Origin of the sequence: Colwellia ponticola (genome assembly GCF_005885605.1) — a bacterium.
Classification (GTDB): Bacteria; Pseudomonadota; Gammaproteobacteria; order Enterobacterales; family Alteromonadaceae; genus Colwellia; species Colwellia ponticola.
Genome location: NZ_SZVP01000014.1, coordinates 36840 through 54875 on the forward strand (window position 1 = coordinate 36840; position 18036 = coordinate 54875).

15 protein-coding genes are annotated in these 18036 nt (G+C 40.2%); 10 read left to right on the forward strand and 5 right to left on the reverse strand.

What is annotated here, in order from left to right; all coding sequences use genetic code 11:
* The first annotated feature begins 157 nt into the window (after positions 1-157).
* The 6 genes from FCS21_RS12935 (at position 158) to FCS21_RS12960 (ending at position 6683) form a co-directional block, all read left to right on the forward strand.
* Positions 158-877 carry a cytochrome b/b6 domain-containing protein gene (locus FCS21_RS12935; RefSeq protein WP_138623966.1) on the forward strand — a complete coding sequence of 240 codons (720 nt, stop codon included), beginning with the start codon at positions 158-160 and terminating at the stop codon, positions 875-877.
* Positions 878-929: 52 nt separating this feature from the next.
* Positions 930-1835, forward strand: a complete 906-nt coding sequence (locus FCS21_RS12940; protein WP_138623967.1) for a cation diffusion facilitator family transporter — start codon at positions 930-932, stop codon at positions 1833-1835.
* 132 nt (positions 1836-1967) lie between these two features.
* Positions 1968-4721: an aconitate hydratase AcnA gene (acnA, locus tag FCS21_RS12945; protein ID WP_138623968.1), complete on the forward strand. Its 2754-nt coding sequence runs from the start codon at positions 1968-1970 to the stop codon at positions 4719-4721.
* 1 nt (position 4722) lies between these two features.
* Positions 4723-5421 carry a VWA domain-containing protein gene (locus FCS21_RS12950; protein WP_138623969.1) on the forward strand — a complete coding sequence of 233 codons (699 nt, stop codon included), beginning with the start codon at positions 4723-4725 and terminating at the stop codon, positions 5419-5421.
* Positions 5422-5604: 183 nt separating this feature from the next.
* Positions 5605-6189 (forward strand): DnaJ domain-containing protein, encoded by a 585-nt coding sequence (locus FCS21_RS12955; RefSeq protein ID WP_138623970.1) that lies wholly within the window; start codon positions 5605-5607, stop codon positions 6187-6189.
* 287 nt (positions 6190-6476) lie between these two features.
* Complete coding sequence (locus tag FCS21_RS12960; protein WP_138623971.1) at positions 6477-6683, forward strand: YgaP family membrane protein; 207 nt, start codon at positions 6477-6479, stop codon at positions 6681-6683.
* A 109-nt stretch (positions 6684-6792) separates the two neighbouring features.
* On the opposite strand, the gene FCS21_RS12965 is transcribed toward FCS21_RS12960, so the two are convergent.
* Positions 6793-7008, reverse strand: coding sequence for a hypothetical protein (locus tag FCS21_RS12965; protein ID WP_138623972.1), 216 nt, complete (start codon positions 7006-7008; stop codon positions 6793-6795).
* Positions 7009-7184: 176 nt separating this feature from the next.
* Positions 7185-9359 carry a catalase/peroxidase HPI gene (katG, locus tag FCS21_RS12970; protein WP_138623973.1) on the reverse strand — a complete coding sequence of 725 codons (2175 nt, stop codon included), beginning with the start codon at positions 9357-9359 and terminating at the stop codon, positions 7185-7187.
* A gap of 261 nt (positions 9360-9620) precedes the next feature.
* On the opposite strand from katG, the gene FCS21_RS12975 reads away from it, so the two are divergent.
* From FCS21_RS12975 to FCS21_RS12985, 3 genes are all read left to right on the forward strand, one after another.
* Positions 9621-11024: a class II fumarate hydratase gene (locus FCS21_RS12975; protein WP_138623974.1), complete on the forward strand. Its 1404-nt coding sequence runs from the start codon at positions 9621-9623 to the stop codon at positions 11022-11024.
* Positions 11025-11280: 256 nt separating this feature from the next.
* The gene (locus FCS21_RS12980; protein WP_138623975.1) at positions 11281-11583 is read left to right on the forward strand and encodes a YciI family protein; all 303 of its coding nucleotides are present in this window, start codon (positions 11281-11283) and stop codon (positions 11581-11583) included.
* A 40-nt stretch (positions 11584-11623) separates the two neighbouring features.
* Positions 11624-12055 (forward strand): lysozyme inhibitor LprI family protein, encoded by a 432-nt coding sequence (locus FCS21_RS12985; protein WP_138623976.1) that lies wholly within the window; start codon positions 11624-11626, stop codon positions 12053-12055.
* 299 nt (positions 12056-12354) lie between these two features.
* On the opposite strand, the gene FCS21_RS12990 is transcribed toward FCS21_RS12985, so the two are convergent.
* From FCS21_RS12990 to FCS21_RS13000, 3 genes are all read right to left on the reverse strand, one after another.
* Positions 12355-13434 (reverse strand): AI-2E family transporter, encoded by a 1080-nt coding sequence (locus FCS21_RS12990; protein ID WP_138623977.1) that lies wholly within the window; start codon positions 13432-13434, stop codon positions 12355-12357.
* 309 nt (positions 13435-13743) lie between these two features.
* Complete coding sequence (locus tag FCS21_RS12995) at positions 13744-16257, reverse strand: ABC transporter permease (RefSeq protein WP_138623978.1); 2514 nt, start codon at positions 16255-16257, stop codon at positions 13744-13746.
* Complete coding sequence (locus FCS21_RS13000; protein ID WP_138623979.1) at positions 16247-16960, reverse strand: ABC transporter ATP-binding protein; 714 nt, start codon at positions 16958-16960, stop codon at positions 16247-16249. The genes FCS21_RS12995 and FCS21_RS13000 overlap by 11 nt, the downstream gene beginning before the upstream one ends.
* Here FCS21_RS13000 and FCS21_RS13005 point away from each other — a divergent pair.
* Complete coding sequence (locus FCS21_RS13005; protein WP_138623980.1) at positions 16959-17579, forward strand: arylesterase; 621 nt, start codon at positions 16959-16961, stop codon at positions 17577-17579. The genes FCS21_RS13000 and FCS21_RS13005 overlap by 2 nt on opposite strands.
* Positions 17580-18036: the final 457 nt, after the last annotated feature.

The following is an 18036-nucleotide window of genomic DNA, read 5'->3' on the forward strand; positions in this document are numbered from 1 at the left end:
ATTTACCCCATTTACTTGTTTTAAACTCGCTAATGTAGCTTTGAATAAGGAAAAATTTAAGCAAATTGCTATTAGGATCAATATATCAAATAGCGTTATGCGTTATGCTGTATGTTCATAAGATAGCGTACTAACTTACTAAATCCCCGAGGTGACCATGAACATTCAATTTCAACAAGTCTATGTATGGAGTAAATATTTAAGATTATTCCACTGGATTAATGTCTTAGCAATAACGATACTATTAGTGTTAGGTTTAATTATTTTTAATGCGAAAACGTTAGGCGTAAGCGTTGATGGTAAAATTTTACTTAAAACTATTCATGTCATCACTGGGTATGGTTTTGCGGCCAATTTACTGGTAAGAATTGTAATGGGATTTTTCGGTCAAGGTTACGAACGCTGGGGTAAAACTTTACCTTTTGCTAAAGGCTTTACTAAAGAATTAACCGACTTTAAACAGCAACCCCATAAAGCATACAAAGGACACAATCCACTAGGTAAGTTAATGGTAGCAGCATTATTACTATCTATGTCTGTTCAAATGATTAGCGGTTTAGTTATAGCGGGGACTGATATTTACTACCCGCCATTAGGACAATACTTTGCTAAAAGTATTGCGATTGATAGCAGTAAAATCGCAGTCATTAAGCCTTATTCTAAAGAAAATGTTGATGAACAAGCCTACCAAGCAATGCGTAAAATTAGAAAGCCTTTTATCACCGCACATGTTTATGCCTTTTATGCACTACTACTGTTAATTCCATTACATATTATCGGTGTTATTATTGGTGAGCGTCGAGAAAAAACGGCGCTAGTGTCCTCAATGATAAATGGTTATAAATATCTTCCTAAAAAAGAGCGTTCAGACGAGTAGCTTTTTATATGGCTGGTACTAAGCCACAATACGATTATAGCGAGAATTAAGTATGCACAGTCACAGTCACTGTCACAGTCACAGTCATCATGGGACAAGTGATAACGCCTCAAAACGTATTGGTTGGGCATTCTTTCTTAATGTTATATTTACTATCATCGAATTTATTGGCGGTTGGTTAACTAATAGTACCGCTATTATGGCCGATGCGGTGCATGACTTGGGTGATAGTTTATCTATTGGTAGCGCATGGATATTAAATAAGCTGAGTGATAAAAAGGCTGATAATACATTCTCTTATGGCTATAAGCGCTTTTCATTACTCGGCGCTCTAATTAACGGTTTAGTACTCATCACCGGTTCAATCTGGATTTTACTTGAAGCTATTCCAAGACTAGCAGCGCCCCAAATGCCACAAGCTGAAGGAATGCTACTCTTGTCAATATTTGGTATTGCCGTCAACGGATTTGCCGCCTACAAATTAAGTGCTGGCGAATCATTAAATGAGCGTGTTCTCAACTGGCACTTACTCGAAGATGTATTGGGCTGGGTAGCGGTTTTAATTGTCTCAATCGTACTATTGTTTAAACCTTGGCCAATATTAGACCCAATATTATCAATTGCTTTCACCTTATACATTTTATTTAATGTTGCTCGTAATTTGAAAGAGACCGTATTGCTGTTTTTACAAGCCACGCCAAATGAAAAACAAGATAAAGAAGTACGTAACCTACTGTTGTCTAAACCCGAAGTAAACAAATTACATCATTTTCATATTTGGTCATTAGACGGCGAACATAGTGTGATGACAGTACACTTAGTCTTAAGGAATGAGGTTACCATCTCGCAAATGAAAGCGCTTAAGAATCAACTTCAAGAAGAACTAGCAACCTTTACATTTGTCCATACGACTATAGAGTTAGAATTTTCGGATGAGCAATGCAGAGATGGTATATAAATATACCAAGACTGTTATGTAAACTGTTTTATGCTTGCCCTATTAAATTTCGCCCCGGATATGCTAGTGTAGATGTACTAATGTAGATGTATAAGCTTAACGTAATGTCTTTATTTTAATGGAGAACTACCCATGGCCAAGTCGATACAATGTTTGAAGCAGCTTGAAATTAATGGTGAAATTTGTCACTACTACAGTTTTGATGGTTTAGCAGATAAGTATGATCTTTCACGTTTACCCTTTGCTGCCAAAATTCTCTTAGAAAATTTATTACGTCACGCGAATAAGGATTTTGTTCAGCAAGCGGATATTGAAACCTTAGCTAAATGGGATGTAGACAACTGGCAGGATACTGAAATTGCTTTTGTTCCTTCCCGCGTAATATTACAAGATTTCACTGGCGTACCGGCCGTGGTTGACTTAGCAGCGATGCGTGATGCCATTGTCAAAATGGGCGGTAAAGCAGAGAAAATTAACCCGTTAAACCCTGTTGAACTGGTCATCGATCATTCGGTGATGGTAGACGTATTCGGTCAAGCCGATGCGATGGAACAAAACACCGCTATTGAGTTTCAACGTAACCGTGAACGTTACCAGTTTTTACGCTGGGGGCAACAAAGTTTTGATAACTTTAAAGTAGTCCCTCCAGGTCGTGGTATTGTCCATCAAGTTAACCTTGAATACTTAGCCAGAGTGATCTTCAAAAAGCCACATGAAGATAACTTGCTTTACCCAGATACTTTGGTCGGCACCGATTCACATACCACCATGATTAATGGTTTAGGTGTGCTCGGTTGGGGGGTTGGTGGTATCGAAGCCGAAGCAGCTATGTTAGGCCAACCTGTCACCATGTTATTACCAGAAATTGTCGGCTTTGAATTAACCGGTAAGTTACCTGCAGGTACCACAGCGACTGACTTAGTCTTGACAGTGACTGAACAATTGCGCGCTGCTGGCGTGGTAGGTAAGTTTGTCGAATTTTTTGGCTCTGGGGTGAGTGAACTAACCTTAGCCGATAGAGCAACTATTGCCAATATGGCGCCTGAGTATGGTGCGACTTGCGGGATTTTTCCCATCGATCATCAAACAACCGATTACTTAAAACTCACTGGACGAAACAGTGAGCATATTGAGCGTATAGAGTCTTATTTGAAAACCATGGATATGTGGGGTACAGACTCTCAACAAAATGCGGTTTATCACAGCCAGTTATCGTTGCAACTTGAAGAAGTGGTGCCTTCTATTGCTGGCCCGAAACGTCCACAGGACAGAATTTCATTAGACCAGGCAGGTCTTGCCTACCGTGACTGGTCAGCTTTACAACACGGCGTTAATCAACCTGACTCTAACCAAAAATCAAGTATGGATGAAAGTGGTTTTGAAAGTGAAGGAGGCTCCCCTTCACCGCTACTAACAACAAGTAATGGTGATGCTGGCGTGCCTTGTCAGTATAACGGCGAAGAGTTTATCTTAAAGCATGGTTCAGTGGTTATCGCGGCAATTACCAGTTGTACAAACACCTCAAATCCATCGGTATTAATTGCCGCTGGTTTGTTAGCCAGAAATGCTAGGCAACGGGGACTCAATGTAAAACCTTGGGTAAAAACCAGTTTTGCACCCGGCTCACAAGTAGTAACCGACTATTTACGTAAATCCGGCCTAAATGAAGATTTAGATGCCCTTGGCTTTCAGCTAGTGGGTTACGGTTGTACTACCTGTATTGGTAATTCAGGTCCTTTGCCTATCGAAGTCAGTGAAGCTATTCATCAAGGTGATTTATCGATTACCTCGGTTTTATCCGGTAACCGTAACTTTGAAGGACGCATTCATCCCGAAGTACAAGCTAATTATTTAGCCTCCCCTCCGCTGGTGGTTGCTTATGCATTGGCGGGTACGATGAAAATTGATATCACCACGGAGCCTTTGGGTGAAGATACTTTAGGTAAACCGGTTTATTTGCATGACATCTGGCCAGACGGACAGGAAATTAAACAAGTTATCGACAAAGTTATCGACAGCACTATGTTTATCTCCCGTTATAGTGATGTTTATAGTGGTAATGAAGATTGGCAAGGATTGGCTATAGTACAAAGTCAAAAATATGATTGGCCAGATTCCACTTACGTTAAACTACCGCCATTTTTTGACAATATCACTGCAAAAATACCCGACATTAGCCCGATTGAAAATGCCCGATGTTTATTAAAACTCGGTGATAGTGTTACCACCGATCATATATCACCTGCCGGCTCAATTGCGCTAGATAGCCCAGCAGCGCAATATTTACAAAGTGAAGGCGTCTCTGCCAAATATTTTAACTCTTATGGCTCCAGGCGAGGTAATCATGAGGTAATGATGCGTGGCACCTTTGCCAATGTGCGTTTACGTAACTTATTAGCACCGGGCACCGAGGGATGTTGGACTCGAATGATGCCCTCGGGTGAAAAAATGAGTGTTTTTGATGCTGCTATGGACTATCAACAACAAAAGGTTGCTTGCATTGTATTAGCCGGAAAAGAGTATGGTACCGGCAGCTCTCGTGATTGGGCCGCTAAAGGGCCAGCCTTATTGGGCGTTAAAGCGGTGATAGCACAAAGCTATGAGCGTATTCATCGTTCGAACCTGGTGGGCATGGGAATATTACCGTTACAGTTTATGTCCGGTGATAGTGCCGATTCATTACAACTTACCGGTGAAGAACAATTTAGTATTCCTGCCGTGAATAAGGGGCAAAAAACGGTGAGAGTATCGGTCAACGTTAAAGATGGCAGTGAATTTTCATTTGAAGCAAATATTCGCATTGATACACCCAACGAGTTTAGTTATTACCAGCACGGCGGTATATTGCATTATGTGTTGCGTAATTTAGCAAAAACTGGAATATAACATGACTTCAAAGCTCCCTGATAAAAAATCAAACGCTCAAGATATTCAGGCATTTATTGGTAAAGTCCACAATGCTCCGCTGGTTCCTAGCCTAAATAAGGGCAGATTGATATTTGCAATGGATGCCACCGCAAGTCGTGAGCACTGCTGGGATATGGCTAGTCATCAACATGCGGCTATGTTTGTCGAAGCAGATAAAGTAAGTGCCCTGAGTGTGCAGCTTTGTTATTACCGAGGTTTTGCAGAATTTAAGGCGCTTCCCTGGACACAAGGCGCCGATGCAATAAAACAAGCCTTACTTTCGGTACGCTGCTTAGCTGGAAAAACCCAGATTGGCAAAGTGTTAGTACATGCATTGAATGAAACTCGCACAAGCAAAGTCAACGCACTGGTATTTGTCGGTGATTGTGTTGAAGAAAATCCAGATTCACTCAACGTCTTGGCTGGTCAGTTACGAATACTAAACCTACCTTTATTTATTTTTCAAGAAGGTAAAAGTCGAAAAGTTGCCCGTATATTCTCACAGCTAGCAAGCTTGAGCGGAGGCGCACATTGCCAGTTTGATGAAGGCAGTGCCAAAGAATTAGGTCAGTTGTTAGCCGCAGTTGCAGTATATGCCGCAGGCGGTAAACCTGCTTTGCAAAATAATTTATTGAGTAACAATACCAATGTACAGCGGTTATTACAGCAAATAACGTAGCACTTATGAGGGCTTATTGACCGTTTACGGTTAAACGTTGTTCGAGCGAAAATCATTTTAGTCGCGGCGAGTAGTGTGTCGCTTAGTCAGAACAATGTAATTGTTCCCTCGAAAATACCAACACCGAAAAATAAAGGGTGGTAAACTTGACCTTAACTGATAGTTCAAATAAGTGAATTTGCTATGTTCAGACTTGTCATTTTAGTAGCGATCATCATCATCGGCTATACCACAGTGCGATATTATATTGACGCCATGAAAGCAAATGCTGCAAAAAGCTCTGGGGCAGCGCAACGCTCTACAATTGAAACTAGCTTGCTCAAAATGACCCTTGAACACGACAGCGGTAATTTAGATGGTGAATTACTAGCGACTGATAGTCAGGGAAAATATCTATCGGAATTGAGTTTGTCTGAATTAATCTCTCTGTATAGCTTAGCAGAAAAGCAATATCCGGATTCTATCGAAGTCTTGGCTACTTATCTTGATCGTAATCATGGCGATGACTGGCGCGAAGCTGCCAATGCCAGAAATCACTCTGATTCTGGAGAGAGTCAACAAAAATCTCGCACCAGCGATAATGGTGAGATGGCGGCAAGTGAAGCTTATGCTGTGTTAGGTCTAGCTCAAAATGCAACAGAAGAAGAAATCATCGCTGCCCACCACAAACTAATACTAAAGCTCCATCCAGATCGAGGAGGCAGCAATTACCTAGCAGCAAAAATAAATCAGGCGAAGGATTTACTTGTGAGCGGCAAGGGTAAGTAATACCAATCCCAGTAAGTTTGTGATCTTGTTGTGTATAGGAAAAATAAATCAGGGCAAGGCGCTTGATTGAGCAGTAGCTCGCTATTGGGATTGAGAGCAGCGCTGACATGGAATATTTTAACCTGCACAAGTGAACAATCATTTTGCTCACCCTTAAGCATTATCGAGTGTGTTCTGTCGAACAGACGCTGTACCTATTTATGATTTATGTTAGGTATCGTGTGCTAGTATTATGTGATCGAATGACAAAAAATATTGGCCTAGAGTCTTAATAAAGGAGAAATACCATGAAGAAAAATGAAGGTGCGCTAGATCGCACATTACGTGTAATCATAGGTTTGGCTCTTATCGGACTAGCCATTACTGAAACAGTAGGTGTATGGGGTTATATCGGCGTTGTGCCACTGCTGACCGGCGCAGTTGGCCTATGCCCTCTTTACTCATTACTAGGTATTAACAGCTGTCCGGTGACAAACGCTGAATCTAAACGATAGCATGCTAAGGTATCAGAAACACTATGCAGCTATCATGCTTGAACGGGGGATCTGAGCAGCACAGGGTTCGCCAATGTTGATTAGTGCTACTAGAGAGTAAAGTAAGAAGCTATTCCTTTACCGGAATAGCTTTGAGTAACTTGATAATAGTGTGGTGTTTATTTAAATAAGCTAAGTCAATAAGGTAACTTCTTTCAATCTCTAGCATTGGTTCGTCTGACAGTAACTCTTTTACCAACTCTTCTTCACCATTGACTATGGCGGTTTTCAAGCCCTCAAAGTGACCAATACCGTGTTTATTGTCATCTGTATTATTAGCTTCCATTAGTTCTACTCCATTAATTATTCATTAGTTATTCGTTAATTATGTAAGCTACTTATATCTGTTAATTGTTTATCTGGCTAATGTTTGAGCCCCTGCACCTAAAGTAGTCGCAGAGGCATCGTACTTATACCATTAATATTTAGTTAACTACTTAGCTTAATAATTAGGCTAAATACTTAAGCTAAGTCAAAACGATCAGCATTCATCACTTTCGTCCATGCGGCAACAAAATCATGAATGAACTTTTCTTTATTATCATCCTGCGCATACACTTCACTATAGCTACGAAGAATCGAGTTCGAACCAAAGATAAGATCAACCCGCGTTGCTGTCCATTTAACGTTATTTGATTTGCGTTCACGAATTTCATATAAATTATCATCTACCGCTTGCCAAGTGTAGTTCATATCCGTTAAGTTGACGAAGTAGTCGTTCGACAACACGCCTTCATGGTCGGTAAAAACGCCATGCTTAGTACCACCGTAATTAGTACCTAGCATACGCATACCGCCAATGAGTACCGTCATTTCATGGGCGGTTAAACCCATTAATTGTGTGCGATCGAGCATTAACTCTTCAGCGCTGACACTATAATCATCCTTGAGCCAATTACGATACGCATCATGAAGCGGCTCTAATACATCAAAAGAGGCTACATCGGTCATTTCATCGGTAGCATCACCACGACCAGGAGCAAACGGCACGCTAATTTCAACACCAGCAGCCTTTGCCGATTGCTCAATGCCGACATTACCCGCTAAGACAATAACATCAGCGATACTAACGCCAGTCTCTTTTGCTATAGCTCCAAGTGTAGTTAACACTTTTGCCAAACGCACAGGCTCATTACCTTGCCAATCTTTTTGCGGCGCAAGACGAATACGTGCTCCGTTAGCACCGCCGCGTTTGTCCGAGTCGCGGTAAGTTCTCGCGCTATCCCAAGCGGTGGTAACCATGTCACTAATGCTCAAACCGCTCGCTGTTATTTTTTCTTTTACCGATTCAATAGTATAATCGCTGCTACCTTGAGGTACTGGGTCTTGCCAAATAAGTGTTTCTTGGGGTACTTGAGTGCCGATATAGCGTACTTTAGGTCCCATATCACGATGAGTTAATTTAAACCAAGCACGGGCAAATACCTCAGAGAAATAGTCCGCATCGTTAGCGAATCGTTCAATAATTTTGCGATAGTCGGGATCCATTTTCATCGCCATATCGGCATCGGTCATAATCGGCATAGTGCGTTTAGAAGGGTCTTCAACGTCAATCGGTTTGTCTTGTTCTTTAATGTTAACAGGTTGCCACTGCCAAGCACCTGCTGGGCTCTTTTTTAGCTCCCATTCGTGCTTAAGTAGCATAGAAAAATAACCATTATCCCACTGCGTAGGATGCGTGGTCCACGCGCCTTCAATACCACTAGTTACGGTATCACGACCAACACCACGTTTTGATTTATTATTCCAGCCCGTACCCTGCTCTGCTATATCAGCTGCGGCAGGCTCTTTACCTAGAAGTGAAGCATCACCATTACCGTGACATTTCCCTACCGTATGCCCCCCTGCGGTTAACGCTGCTGTTTCTTCATCATTCATTGCCATGCGTTCAAAGGTGACACGAATATCATGAGCGGTTTTCAGTGGGTCTGGCTTACCATCAACGCCTTCAGGGTTAACGTAAATCAACCCCATCATTACCGCAGCCAATGGGTTGTCTAACTTTCGTTCGCCCGAATAACGACTGTTTTCACTATCACTTGGAGCTAACCATTCTTTTTCAGCTCCCCAATAGGTGTCTTTTTCTGGGTGCCAGATATCTTCACGGCCAAAACCAAAACCAAAAGTTTTTAAGCCCATCGATTGATAGGCAACTGTGCCTGCATAAACAATTAAATCTGCCCAGCTAAGTTTATTTCCGTATTTCTTTTTAATAGGCCAAAGTAAACGCCGTGCTTTATCTAAGTTGGCGTTATCAGGCCAAGAGTTTATTGGCGTAAAACGCTGATTGCCAGTCGCGGCGCCGCCTCGACCATCGGCAATACGATAAGTGCCAGCTGCATGCCAAGACATACGAATCATCAAGCCGCCATAATGCCCCCAATCCGCAGGCCACCAATCTTGACTGTCAGTCATCAGTGCCTGCAAATCTTTGTTAAGTTCAGCTATATCTAGGTTTTTAACAGTTTCACGATAATTAAAATTCGCGCCCATCGGATTAGTTTTACTGTCATGTTGGTGAAGAATATCGAGATTAAGTGCTTTGGGCCACCATTGCATACTTGTCATTGAACTCTGTGTTGCACCGCCGTGCATCACAGGACATTTTCCACGGGTGGTTGTGTTATTCTTAGACATATTCAGTTTCCTTTCGTTAGAGTAGAATCTTTATAGGTGGTGCTTGATAATCAAAGCATCACTTAACATAGCACAACGAAAAATAGAATAAAAATAAAGCGCTTGAACAAAAGATGGGGCATTTTAAGTTAATGAGTACTGTGTGTGTTACTTTGTACTTAGTAAACTGATTAATAATGAGAACGTTGCTACAAGTTAAAATAGCCTGCTTAATTAATGAAACTGGTATTAAATGATTTTTACACCGATAAGGAGTACGACATGCCTCAGTTAAGAAAAGCAAACAAGTCACAAACTGTCGAGAACGCTACATCAAAGAGTAAAACCACTACCACGATTTTATACGGTAGCGAAACAAGTAAAGCACTCACTAACTTTACCCTTAGCGATCTCAAAATGCCGCGCGCTTTTCTTTGGGCATTAGCCACAGTAAAAAGCGCTTGTGCGCAAGCCAATCAAGAGTTAGGTTTGCTTCATGCGGATAAGTCTGTCGCTATTCAGTTGGCTGCTAAAGAAATTGCTGACGGCTTACACGATAATCAATTTCCCGTTGATGTCTTTCAAACGGGATCTGGCACTAGTACTAATATGAATGCTAACGAAGTGATCACCGCGTTAGTTAAGATAAACAGTAACAATACCATTAACCTTCACCCCAATGATGATGTAAATATGGGGCAAAGCTCTAACGACGTTATCCCTTCATGTATTCATTTAAGTGCCGCTAAGCTTATCTCGGCACAATTACTACCTTCGCTAAAGCACTTAAGTGATGCCTTAACTAAAAAGGCGAGTGAACATCATGACACGATTAAAACCGGTCGCACCCATTTAATGGATGCTATGCCGTTGAGCTTTGCTCAAGAAATCAGTGGTTGGCGCGCGCAAGTTGATTATGCCTATAGCCAACTTAACAATAGCTTAGCGAGTTTATATAAATTAGCGATAGGTGGTACCGCCATTGGTACTGGTATTAATACACACACCGACTTTGCCGCTACTGTAACGCGCGTCTTAACGCAGCGCACTGGCTTAGTTTTTACGCCCGCTGATAATTATTTTAGAGCGATTAGTGCTCAAGACACCGCAGTAGATGTTAGTGGTACACTCAAAACTATCGCGGTCAGTTTAACTAAAATCAGTAATGATATTCGTTGGTTAAGTAGTGGTCCTTTAAATGGCTTAAATGAAATACAACTGCCTGAGTTGCAAAAAGGTAGTAGTATTATGCCTGGTAAGGTCAACCCGGTGATCCCTGAAGCCGTGTTAATGGCTTGTACGCAAGTAATAGGTAATGACACCACCATTACCTTGGCCGGACAGTCTGGCAGTTTTCAATTGAACACTATGCTACCTTTAATTGCCCATACCTTAGTGCAAAGTATTGAGCTATTAAGTTCAAGCAGTACCGCATTGGCCGATAAAGTCATTAACGATATGCTAATAAACCATGCCAAGATTAAGGATAATTTAGCCAAAAATCCTATGCTAGTAACCGCATTAACTAAGTTAATTGGTTACGATAAAAGTGCCCAGATTGCTAAAAAGGCTTATGCAGAAAATAGGACTGTGTTGGCTGTTGCTATGGAGTTAACTAATATTAGCGAAACAGAGCTGACAACACTATTAGATCCTAAGCAGCTAATAGGAACATCAGTAAAATAGTGGTGTGTTAACGGTTGTCGTGGTAAATAAAACATTATATCAATTAAACTTGACGCTAAAGTACCTTGTCCGTTATAAAAGTACAATTACCTAACGCCTGTTCGTTGATAAAGATTAATAATAGCGGTGAACTAAAAGGTTTATTTGTTAGCCGCTTGAAAATAGCACGCTAAATGCGTAATAAATACAATAAAATAGTGCTTGATAGCTTTTTATTATCAAGTCTGCCAATCACATTTTTTAAGGAATACCCACCATGTTTTATATGATATACAGCGAAGATATTGACAATTCGCTGAGCTTACGCCTTAGTGTTCGTGATAAACACCTTGCGCGATTAAAAGACTTACAAGCGCAAGACAAGTTATTAGTAGCAGGTCCTTGCCCGGCCATTGATAGTGAGGATCCCGGTGAGGCAGGCTTTACTGGCTCATTAATTATCGCTGAATTTGATAGCTTAACAGCGGCACAACATTGGGCAGATCAAGACCCTTATATTGCAGCCGGCGTTTACAAAAAAGTAACGGTAAAACCTTATAAAAAAGTATTACCTGCATAGTTAGTATGTGTACTGCCATTATCAGAGTATAAATTGTCGTATGATCCGTAATAAAAAACTATTTTCTTTTGCTCTACTTTGCTCTTTACTCATAACGTTGCCTGTGCAGGCGGCAAAAACTATTGAGGAATGCCAAACACAAGTGCCTGAACAATCATCTTCAGCAGCCATGTCTCGCTGTTTAGATAGTGTTATCGCTTTTGTTGATAGAGAATTGCAAACTTGGATAAATTTACATAGTTTTAATTTAGAAGAAAAAGCGCTTATTCATGGCCCTAATGCCGCATTAAAAATATTTAAGCGCTCACAAAGTAGTTTTATTACTTATAGAGAAAATGATTGTCGGTGGCAATATTTAGCTATATTACCGAATACTGGAGCAGATTTGGCCTATAAAACCTGTTACGTTTTACTCAGTAAAAGTAGAATAGCCATGCTGAGTACAGCAGAGGCAATAACAGGCAATGAATAACCATAGTGTACTGTTAAGTAGGTTTAAGCCTTACTGAGTTAAAGCGACAAATATTTATTGTCTCAGGCGATAACTCAGTAAGAAGTTCATTATCACTACTCGACAATGGACAGTAAGGTTGATACTGATACCATGACGTTTAATCGTTCTTTAGTACACATCTGTTTTAAAAGACAATTTCATCTTCTAGCGCCTCATTCTTACCATCGATGAGTCATCCATGGCGCCGTACTGAGCCCGCCATTTATCAAATGAAAGCATAGCTTGAAAAACATATACCTCTCTGAAAGGTAGCTAATTTAGAGTTCGGGTTGGTTTTGATTTTCATTGCCATTGTCTGGCAGAACCTTTATTTCAGCCTCCTCTTCTGGACCCAGTAAAATGCCTAACCAACGCGTTTTTTCATGAGTATCTAATGCAATTTTTATCATCATGGTAAGCGGAATTGACAGGAACATTCCAACAATGCCAAATATATATCCCCACAAGATTAACGACAGAAAAACAACAAAGGCTGATAAGCCTAACATTTTCCCCATTAACTTAGGCTCTAAGTAGTTTCCAACAAGGTTGTTTATGGCAAAGAAACTTATTCCTGTCCACATAACGCCTATAGGACCTAATTGAATTAACGCTAGAATAACGGGAGGTATCGCCGCAAGAAGCGAACCTAAATTTGGAATAAAATTTAAAAGGAAGGCTAACATTCCCCACAAAAAGGGGTAATCCACACCTATAAACAACAATGCTAGTGCTGCTAAAATACCTGTTAAAAGACTTGTTGCCGCTTTAATTGCCAAATAATGGCGAATTTTACTTAAAATGTTATTTACATGTACCATTTTATCTTGAGCATTAGAAAATGCTCTAGAAAACTTGGCAGGGAAACTGGTGGTTTCTGCTAAAATAAAAATAACACACAGAAAAATCAAAAAGAAATCACTGAATATATTCCCGACACCACCTAACACCATTGTCACTAATGACATTATGTCAGCTTTTTCAAAAGCGGCTGTCATGTTGACATTTTCCATTGCCATACCATGTGAAGTAAGCCACTGTGATATAGCCCTAACACGAGAACTTAGCTGTTCCATGTAAAGCTCTTTGTTGGCATTAAAAGCGTTGATTGAGTCACCTACTAAGGCAACAACAGCATAAACGAATGCTAAAATGACCGCGAGTACAATGACAATAGCCAGTGAACGTGGAACTTTACGATCTTCCATCCAACGAATTGAAGGCATACATATAATGGCAATAAAAAATGCCATTAGCAGCTGCACTAACAGAGGTGCAGCTACCTTTAAACCCGCAATAATGATAATAATTGATGCCGCTGCGACTAGGTAAGGCGTTGCCTGCTTAGAAGGGTTCATATTGGTTGTTGTTCCTTAGATTTTAATACGTTACCCAGCACACCTGTGGATAGTTATTCATATGTGATTCAAAACTACTTGCGTTGGCTTTGCATTACAAGCCAAGAGTTTATCATGCTTTTTTGCCATTATTTTACCTGCTCTTGGGGTTTTCCCCATTGAAACTCTCATTGTTCTGTGTGTAGCGTTTATGCCAATGCGTATAGACCTTTACCTTTTATTAGTTACTGCCCCTTTGGGAACATATTGACACCATCATAACGACACAAAATTTATTTAAGGGTGCACAATGGTATTACGTCAACTTAGCTAGGCAAGTTTTCTTAATAAGTGTTGAGTATTTTGCCTCATGGTTCTTGCTACCATAAAATAACCAATACTGGCAACAAACACCGCGCCACTCAATGGTCCTAACAGCCAAATATAAAAATGCAGTCGACCATCAATATTAAAGAGTTGCTGTTGAATAACAAGTAAAGCAACATCACTAACAATGGCAGCAACTAGCCCTGCAATAGCGCCCAATAATATAAATTCATACAAGGTTGCCAACTTAATTAAACGCCCTTTAGCGCCTAGAGTACGTAAAATAACGACTTCCTGCATGCGTTCAGCCAAACTTGCTTGTACCTGAGAAATAAGTACTAAGGCGCCGCTAACCAAAACAATCGACAACACAAAACCAATGGCTAAAGACACTTGTGCAATAATTGCTTGAGCTTGTTCAATACGAGATTTGATATCGATCATACTGATAGTTGGGTAACGCTGTAAGAGCTGGCTAATATCTTTAGTATCTTTGTCTTGTAGTTGCGCGGCACTAAAGTAAGTAACGGGTACTTTACCTGCCATATTAGGGCTTAAAATCATAACAAAATTAGGTTTAAGTGAGCCCCAATCTACCTTTCTAAAGCTAGTCACTTTAGCGTTTATTGGCTGCTCATTAACTAATAAGGTAATAGTATCACCGAGCTTAAGGTCAAGGGCCTTTTGCCAGCCATCAAAGACAGACACTTCAATAATATCACTAGTCATAACACCGTCAGAGAACCATTGCCCTTGGGTTATTTTATTACCTTCAGGTAAGGTGGTTAACCAGGTTAAATTAGGCTCTCTATTAACACCTGCTCGCGCGTTTTCATCTCTTTTTTCGCCCTCTTGCTTTGATACTCTGCGCGCAAATGCTTCACCATTAACCGCATCAACCCGGCCATTAAAAACCGGATAAAAAGCTTCATGGGGAATATTATTATCGTTAAAGAATTGCTCAATAGGCGCAACGTCTTGCTCTGCAATATTAATGATAAACATATTAGGCGCACCGGGTGGTACTTGCATTTGCCAATCGCTAATAATATCATTTTTTAACACCACTAAAAATAGCATCAGCTTAATAGCTAAAGCGAAACTGATCAGTTGGATAGCATTAGCGTTAGCTCGTTTTTGTAATGTTGCGATGGCTAAAGACCAACTAGTGCCGGGTCTAAGACCTAAACGGCGACCCGCAGCAAATAATAATCGAGAAACAACAAATAGAATAACAATAACTACCAGTGTTGAGACAAATAAAATTAACGTGGTCATAAGCTCGCCACTAAAAAGCCACATTAAAACAAAAATAGTCATAAATGATAAAGCAAGATGAAGCCGACTTATCGCTAAGGTATCGCCCAAATGGCGACGTAAAACACGCAGTGGCGGAATATCAAAGAGATCAAGTAACGGTTTAAGGGAGAACATCATGGCGCAAATAAGGCCAATAAAGCTCGACAATAACCAAGGTCGTATGCCGGCTTGCGGTAAGTCTGTTCCCATAAACGTCGCTAAATAATCTGCGCCAATGGTTTGTAGAATAAAACCTATTAATAAGCCAGCAACAATAGAAAACACCGTCACTAACGTTAAGTGTAGAAGAAAAATATTACGGATAATTTGACGACTTCCACCTAACGTTTTCATCATGGCAACGGGATCGTATTGGCGTTCACAATAACGCTTTGCCGATACTGCCATGGCGACCGCAGCGAGCATAATGCCAAATAAACCGGCAAGTAATAAAAAACGCTCTGCGCGATCTAAATTATTACCCAAAGGCGATTGTTTATCTTTAATGCCTTGCCAAGTTTGATTACTTTTTAATTGCGGCTTAAGCCAAGTGTAATAATCGTTAAGTTGTTGTTCATTACCAGCAAAAAGTAAACGATGAAATACCCGACTACCTTGTTGAACTGCTTGGGTTTTAGCAATGTCAGCATAGCTTATTAACACACGTTTATTACCCGATAATGAAAAAAATGGTGCATCAGGCTCTTTGACTAAGACTTTACTCACCTTAAAAACCCCTGCACCCAATTCAACGTTATCGCCGATATTGACATTAAGGGTATAAAAAAGTCCTTCACTGAGCCAGGCCTCGCCTGCTTTAGGCCCACTATCAACCTCATAACTTTGACTGCTTAAGCTATCTTTGATTGCTATTTTTCCGCGCAGCGGATAATCCTCAGTGGTTGCTTTAACAGCACCTAACACCAGTTCATCATTGGCAAATAACATAGAGTCAAAATAAAGCATCGTTGCCGTTTTAAGACCAAAGCCTTGTGCTTGAGTTAATAAGCTCGGTTCAAAAGCGTGATTACTCGATAAACGACGATCCGCTGCAATAAAGTCACTACTTTTTTGGGCAATATTTAAACCAATTCTTTCAGTAATTGACGATAAGCTAAAAACGGTAAGCACGGCCAATGCTATTGCTGCAAAAATAATCGTTAATTCACCACGGCGAAACTCTCGAGAGAAGAGTTTAAAAGCGAGTTTAACCCACATGAGTTACCCTCCCTTCGCTGATTTTTTCAAGCTGACCACCTTCAATATGAATAATACGCTGGCACTGTTGTGCTAACTGTTCATCGTGTGTGACTAAGACTAACGTTGTACCATTGAGTTTATTTAAATCAAACAATAAGGTTTCAATTAACTGACCATTTTTACTATCAAGGTTTGCCGATGGCTCATCAGCAAACAATATTTTAGGTGAGCCAATAAAAGCACGTGCAATCGCTACGCGTTGTTGCTCTCCGCCTGATAATTGAGAAGGATAGTGCTCAAGTCGATGTGAAAGCCCTACTTTTTCTAGTAAGGCAATGGCTTGTGCTCTAGCATCACTCGCGCCAGCAAGCTCTGCTGGTAACATCACATTTTCAAGCGCGGTTAAACTCTGTACCAACATAAAAGATTGAAAAACAAAACCAATTTTTTCTGCTCTTACTCGCGCACGCGCTTCTTCATCCAGTGTACTTAACGCTTCACCATCAAGGTGGACATCACCTTCACTCGCAACATCTAATCCAGCTAATAAACTTAATAACGTTGATTTACCTGAGCCTGATGCGCCAACAATCGCTACCGATTCGCCTGACTTGACAGAGAAGTTAATATCGCTAAGGATAGTGAGGCCTCCTTCAAGGGTACTAACCCGCTTAGTAAGCCCTGATACTTGAATAACATTTAACTGAGAAAGTACTGACATGACACGTTTTTTCCTAAAAATTATTATTATCTTCACATTGGCAAATTTATCATTTACCAGTAATGCACAAGATAAAGTATTACTTATTGGTGATAGTTTAAGTGCTGGCTATGGCCTGGAGCAAGCACAAACATGGGTAGTACTATTGCAAAATAAATACCGTGACACTAACAAAGCCATTACGTTGGTTAATACCGCTATTAATGGTCAAACTACTGATAACGCATTATTAAAAATTGATGCTTGGTTAGCAGCACATCAGCCAAGCCACGTATTAATTGAGCTTGGTGGTAATGATGGTATTAGAGGCTTTCCTGTTAAGTTACTACAAAAACATTTAAGCCAACTAGTGACTATAAGCCAGCAGTACGGTGCAAAGGTTGCTTTAATGGAAATTAGCATACCACCCAACTTGGGCCCACGGTATAGTAAAATGTTTACCGATAGTTATCACAAGGTTGCCAAAAAAACTGGCGCTTATCTTATGCCATTTTTTATGGCTGACATTGCCATTGTTCCCTCCCTCATGTTCGATGATAACTTACACCCTAATGCCAAAGCACAGCCAATGATTCGTGATTTTATGGCAAAAGAAATTGATAAATGGTTACAAGAGTAATGGCTTATTTATACTGAAAACACACGATAGATAATTAACTTACCTATCGTGTTATACGTGATTGAGCACAAAAAGTTTACCTATTTTGTGCTATTTCTGACCAAATAGATTATTCAATACCATTTTATCTAATCATTACCACTGCATTATTTACTTAATTAGTATAAGAGATTGTTTTTAATGTGAACTTTTTTCTGATACCGTTAGTTTACTGTGAGGGGGTTATCGGTATAACATGGAGATAAAGTTAGGATAACATTGAGATAAAGTTAGGATAACATGGGTAATATTGTTATAACATATTGGAATAAAATACGTTCTACTACGGTTATATTTACCATTATACTAAGTAACTGTTCACCGTTATCACTATCAAAATGAGCGCTATCTTCATCACTTTATTGCGACAGCAATACTCCTATCTATTTAATAAATCAACGTAAATTAGAGTAATACT

Coding starts and splice junctions, on each gene's coding strand:
- FCS21_RS12935 (WP_138623966.1), top strand. CDS start 158: ATGAACATTCAATTTCAACAAGTCTATGTATGGAGTAAATATTTAAGA.
- FCS21_RS12940 (WP_138623967.1), top strand. CDS start 930: ATGCACAGTCACAGTCACTGTCACAGTCACAGTCATCATGGGACAAGT.
- acnA (WP_138623968.1), top strand. CDS start 1,968: ATGGCCAAGTCGATACAATGTTTGAAGCAGCTTGAAATTAATGGTGAA.
- FCS21_RS12950 (WP_138623969.1), top strand. CDS start 4,723: ATGACTTCAAAGCTCCCTGATAAAAAATCAAACGCTCAAGATATTCAG.
- FCS21_RS12955 (WP_138623970.1), top strand. CDS start 5,605: ATGTTCAGACTTGTCATTTTAGTAGCGATCATCATCATCGGCTATACC.
- FCS21_RS12960 (WP_138623971.1), top strand. CDS start 6,477: ATGAAGAAAAATGAAGGTGCGCTAGATCGCACATTACGTGTAATCATA.
- FCS21_RS12965 (WP_138623972.1), bottom strand. CDS start 7,008: ATGGAAGCTAATAATACAGATGACAATAAACACGGTATTGGTCACTTT.
- katG (WP_138623973.1), bottom strand. CDS start 9,359: ATGTCTAAGAATAACACAACCACCCGTGGAAAATGTCCTGTGATGCAC.
- FCS21_RS12975 (WP_138623974.1), top strand. CDS start 9,621: ATGCCTCAGTTAAGAAAAGCAAACAAGTCACAAACTGTCGAGAACGCT.
- FCS21_RS12980 (WP_138623975.1), top strand. CDS start 11,281: ATGTTTTATATGATATACAGCGAAGATATTGACAATTCGCTGAGCTTA.
- FCS21_RS12985 (WP_138623976.1), top strand. CDS start 11,624: ATGATCCGTAATAAAAAACTATTTTCTTTTGCTCTACTTTGCTCTTTA.
- FCS21_RS12990 (WP_138623977.1), bottom strand. CDS start 13,434: ATGAACCCTTCTAAGCAGGCAACGCCTTACCTAGTCGCAGCGGCATCA.
- FCS21_RS12995 (WP_138623978.1), bottom strand. CDS start 16,257: ATGTGGGTTAAACTCGCTTTTAAACTCTTCTCTCGAGAGTTTCGCCGT.
- FCS21_RS13005 (WP_138623980.1), top strand. CDS start 16,959: ATGACACGTTTTTTCCTAAAAATTATTATTATCTTCACATTGGCAAAT.
- FCS21_RS13000 (WP_138623979.1), bottom strand. CDS start 16,960: ATGTCAGTACTTTCTCAGTTAAATGTTATTCAAGTATCAGGGCTTACT.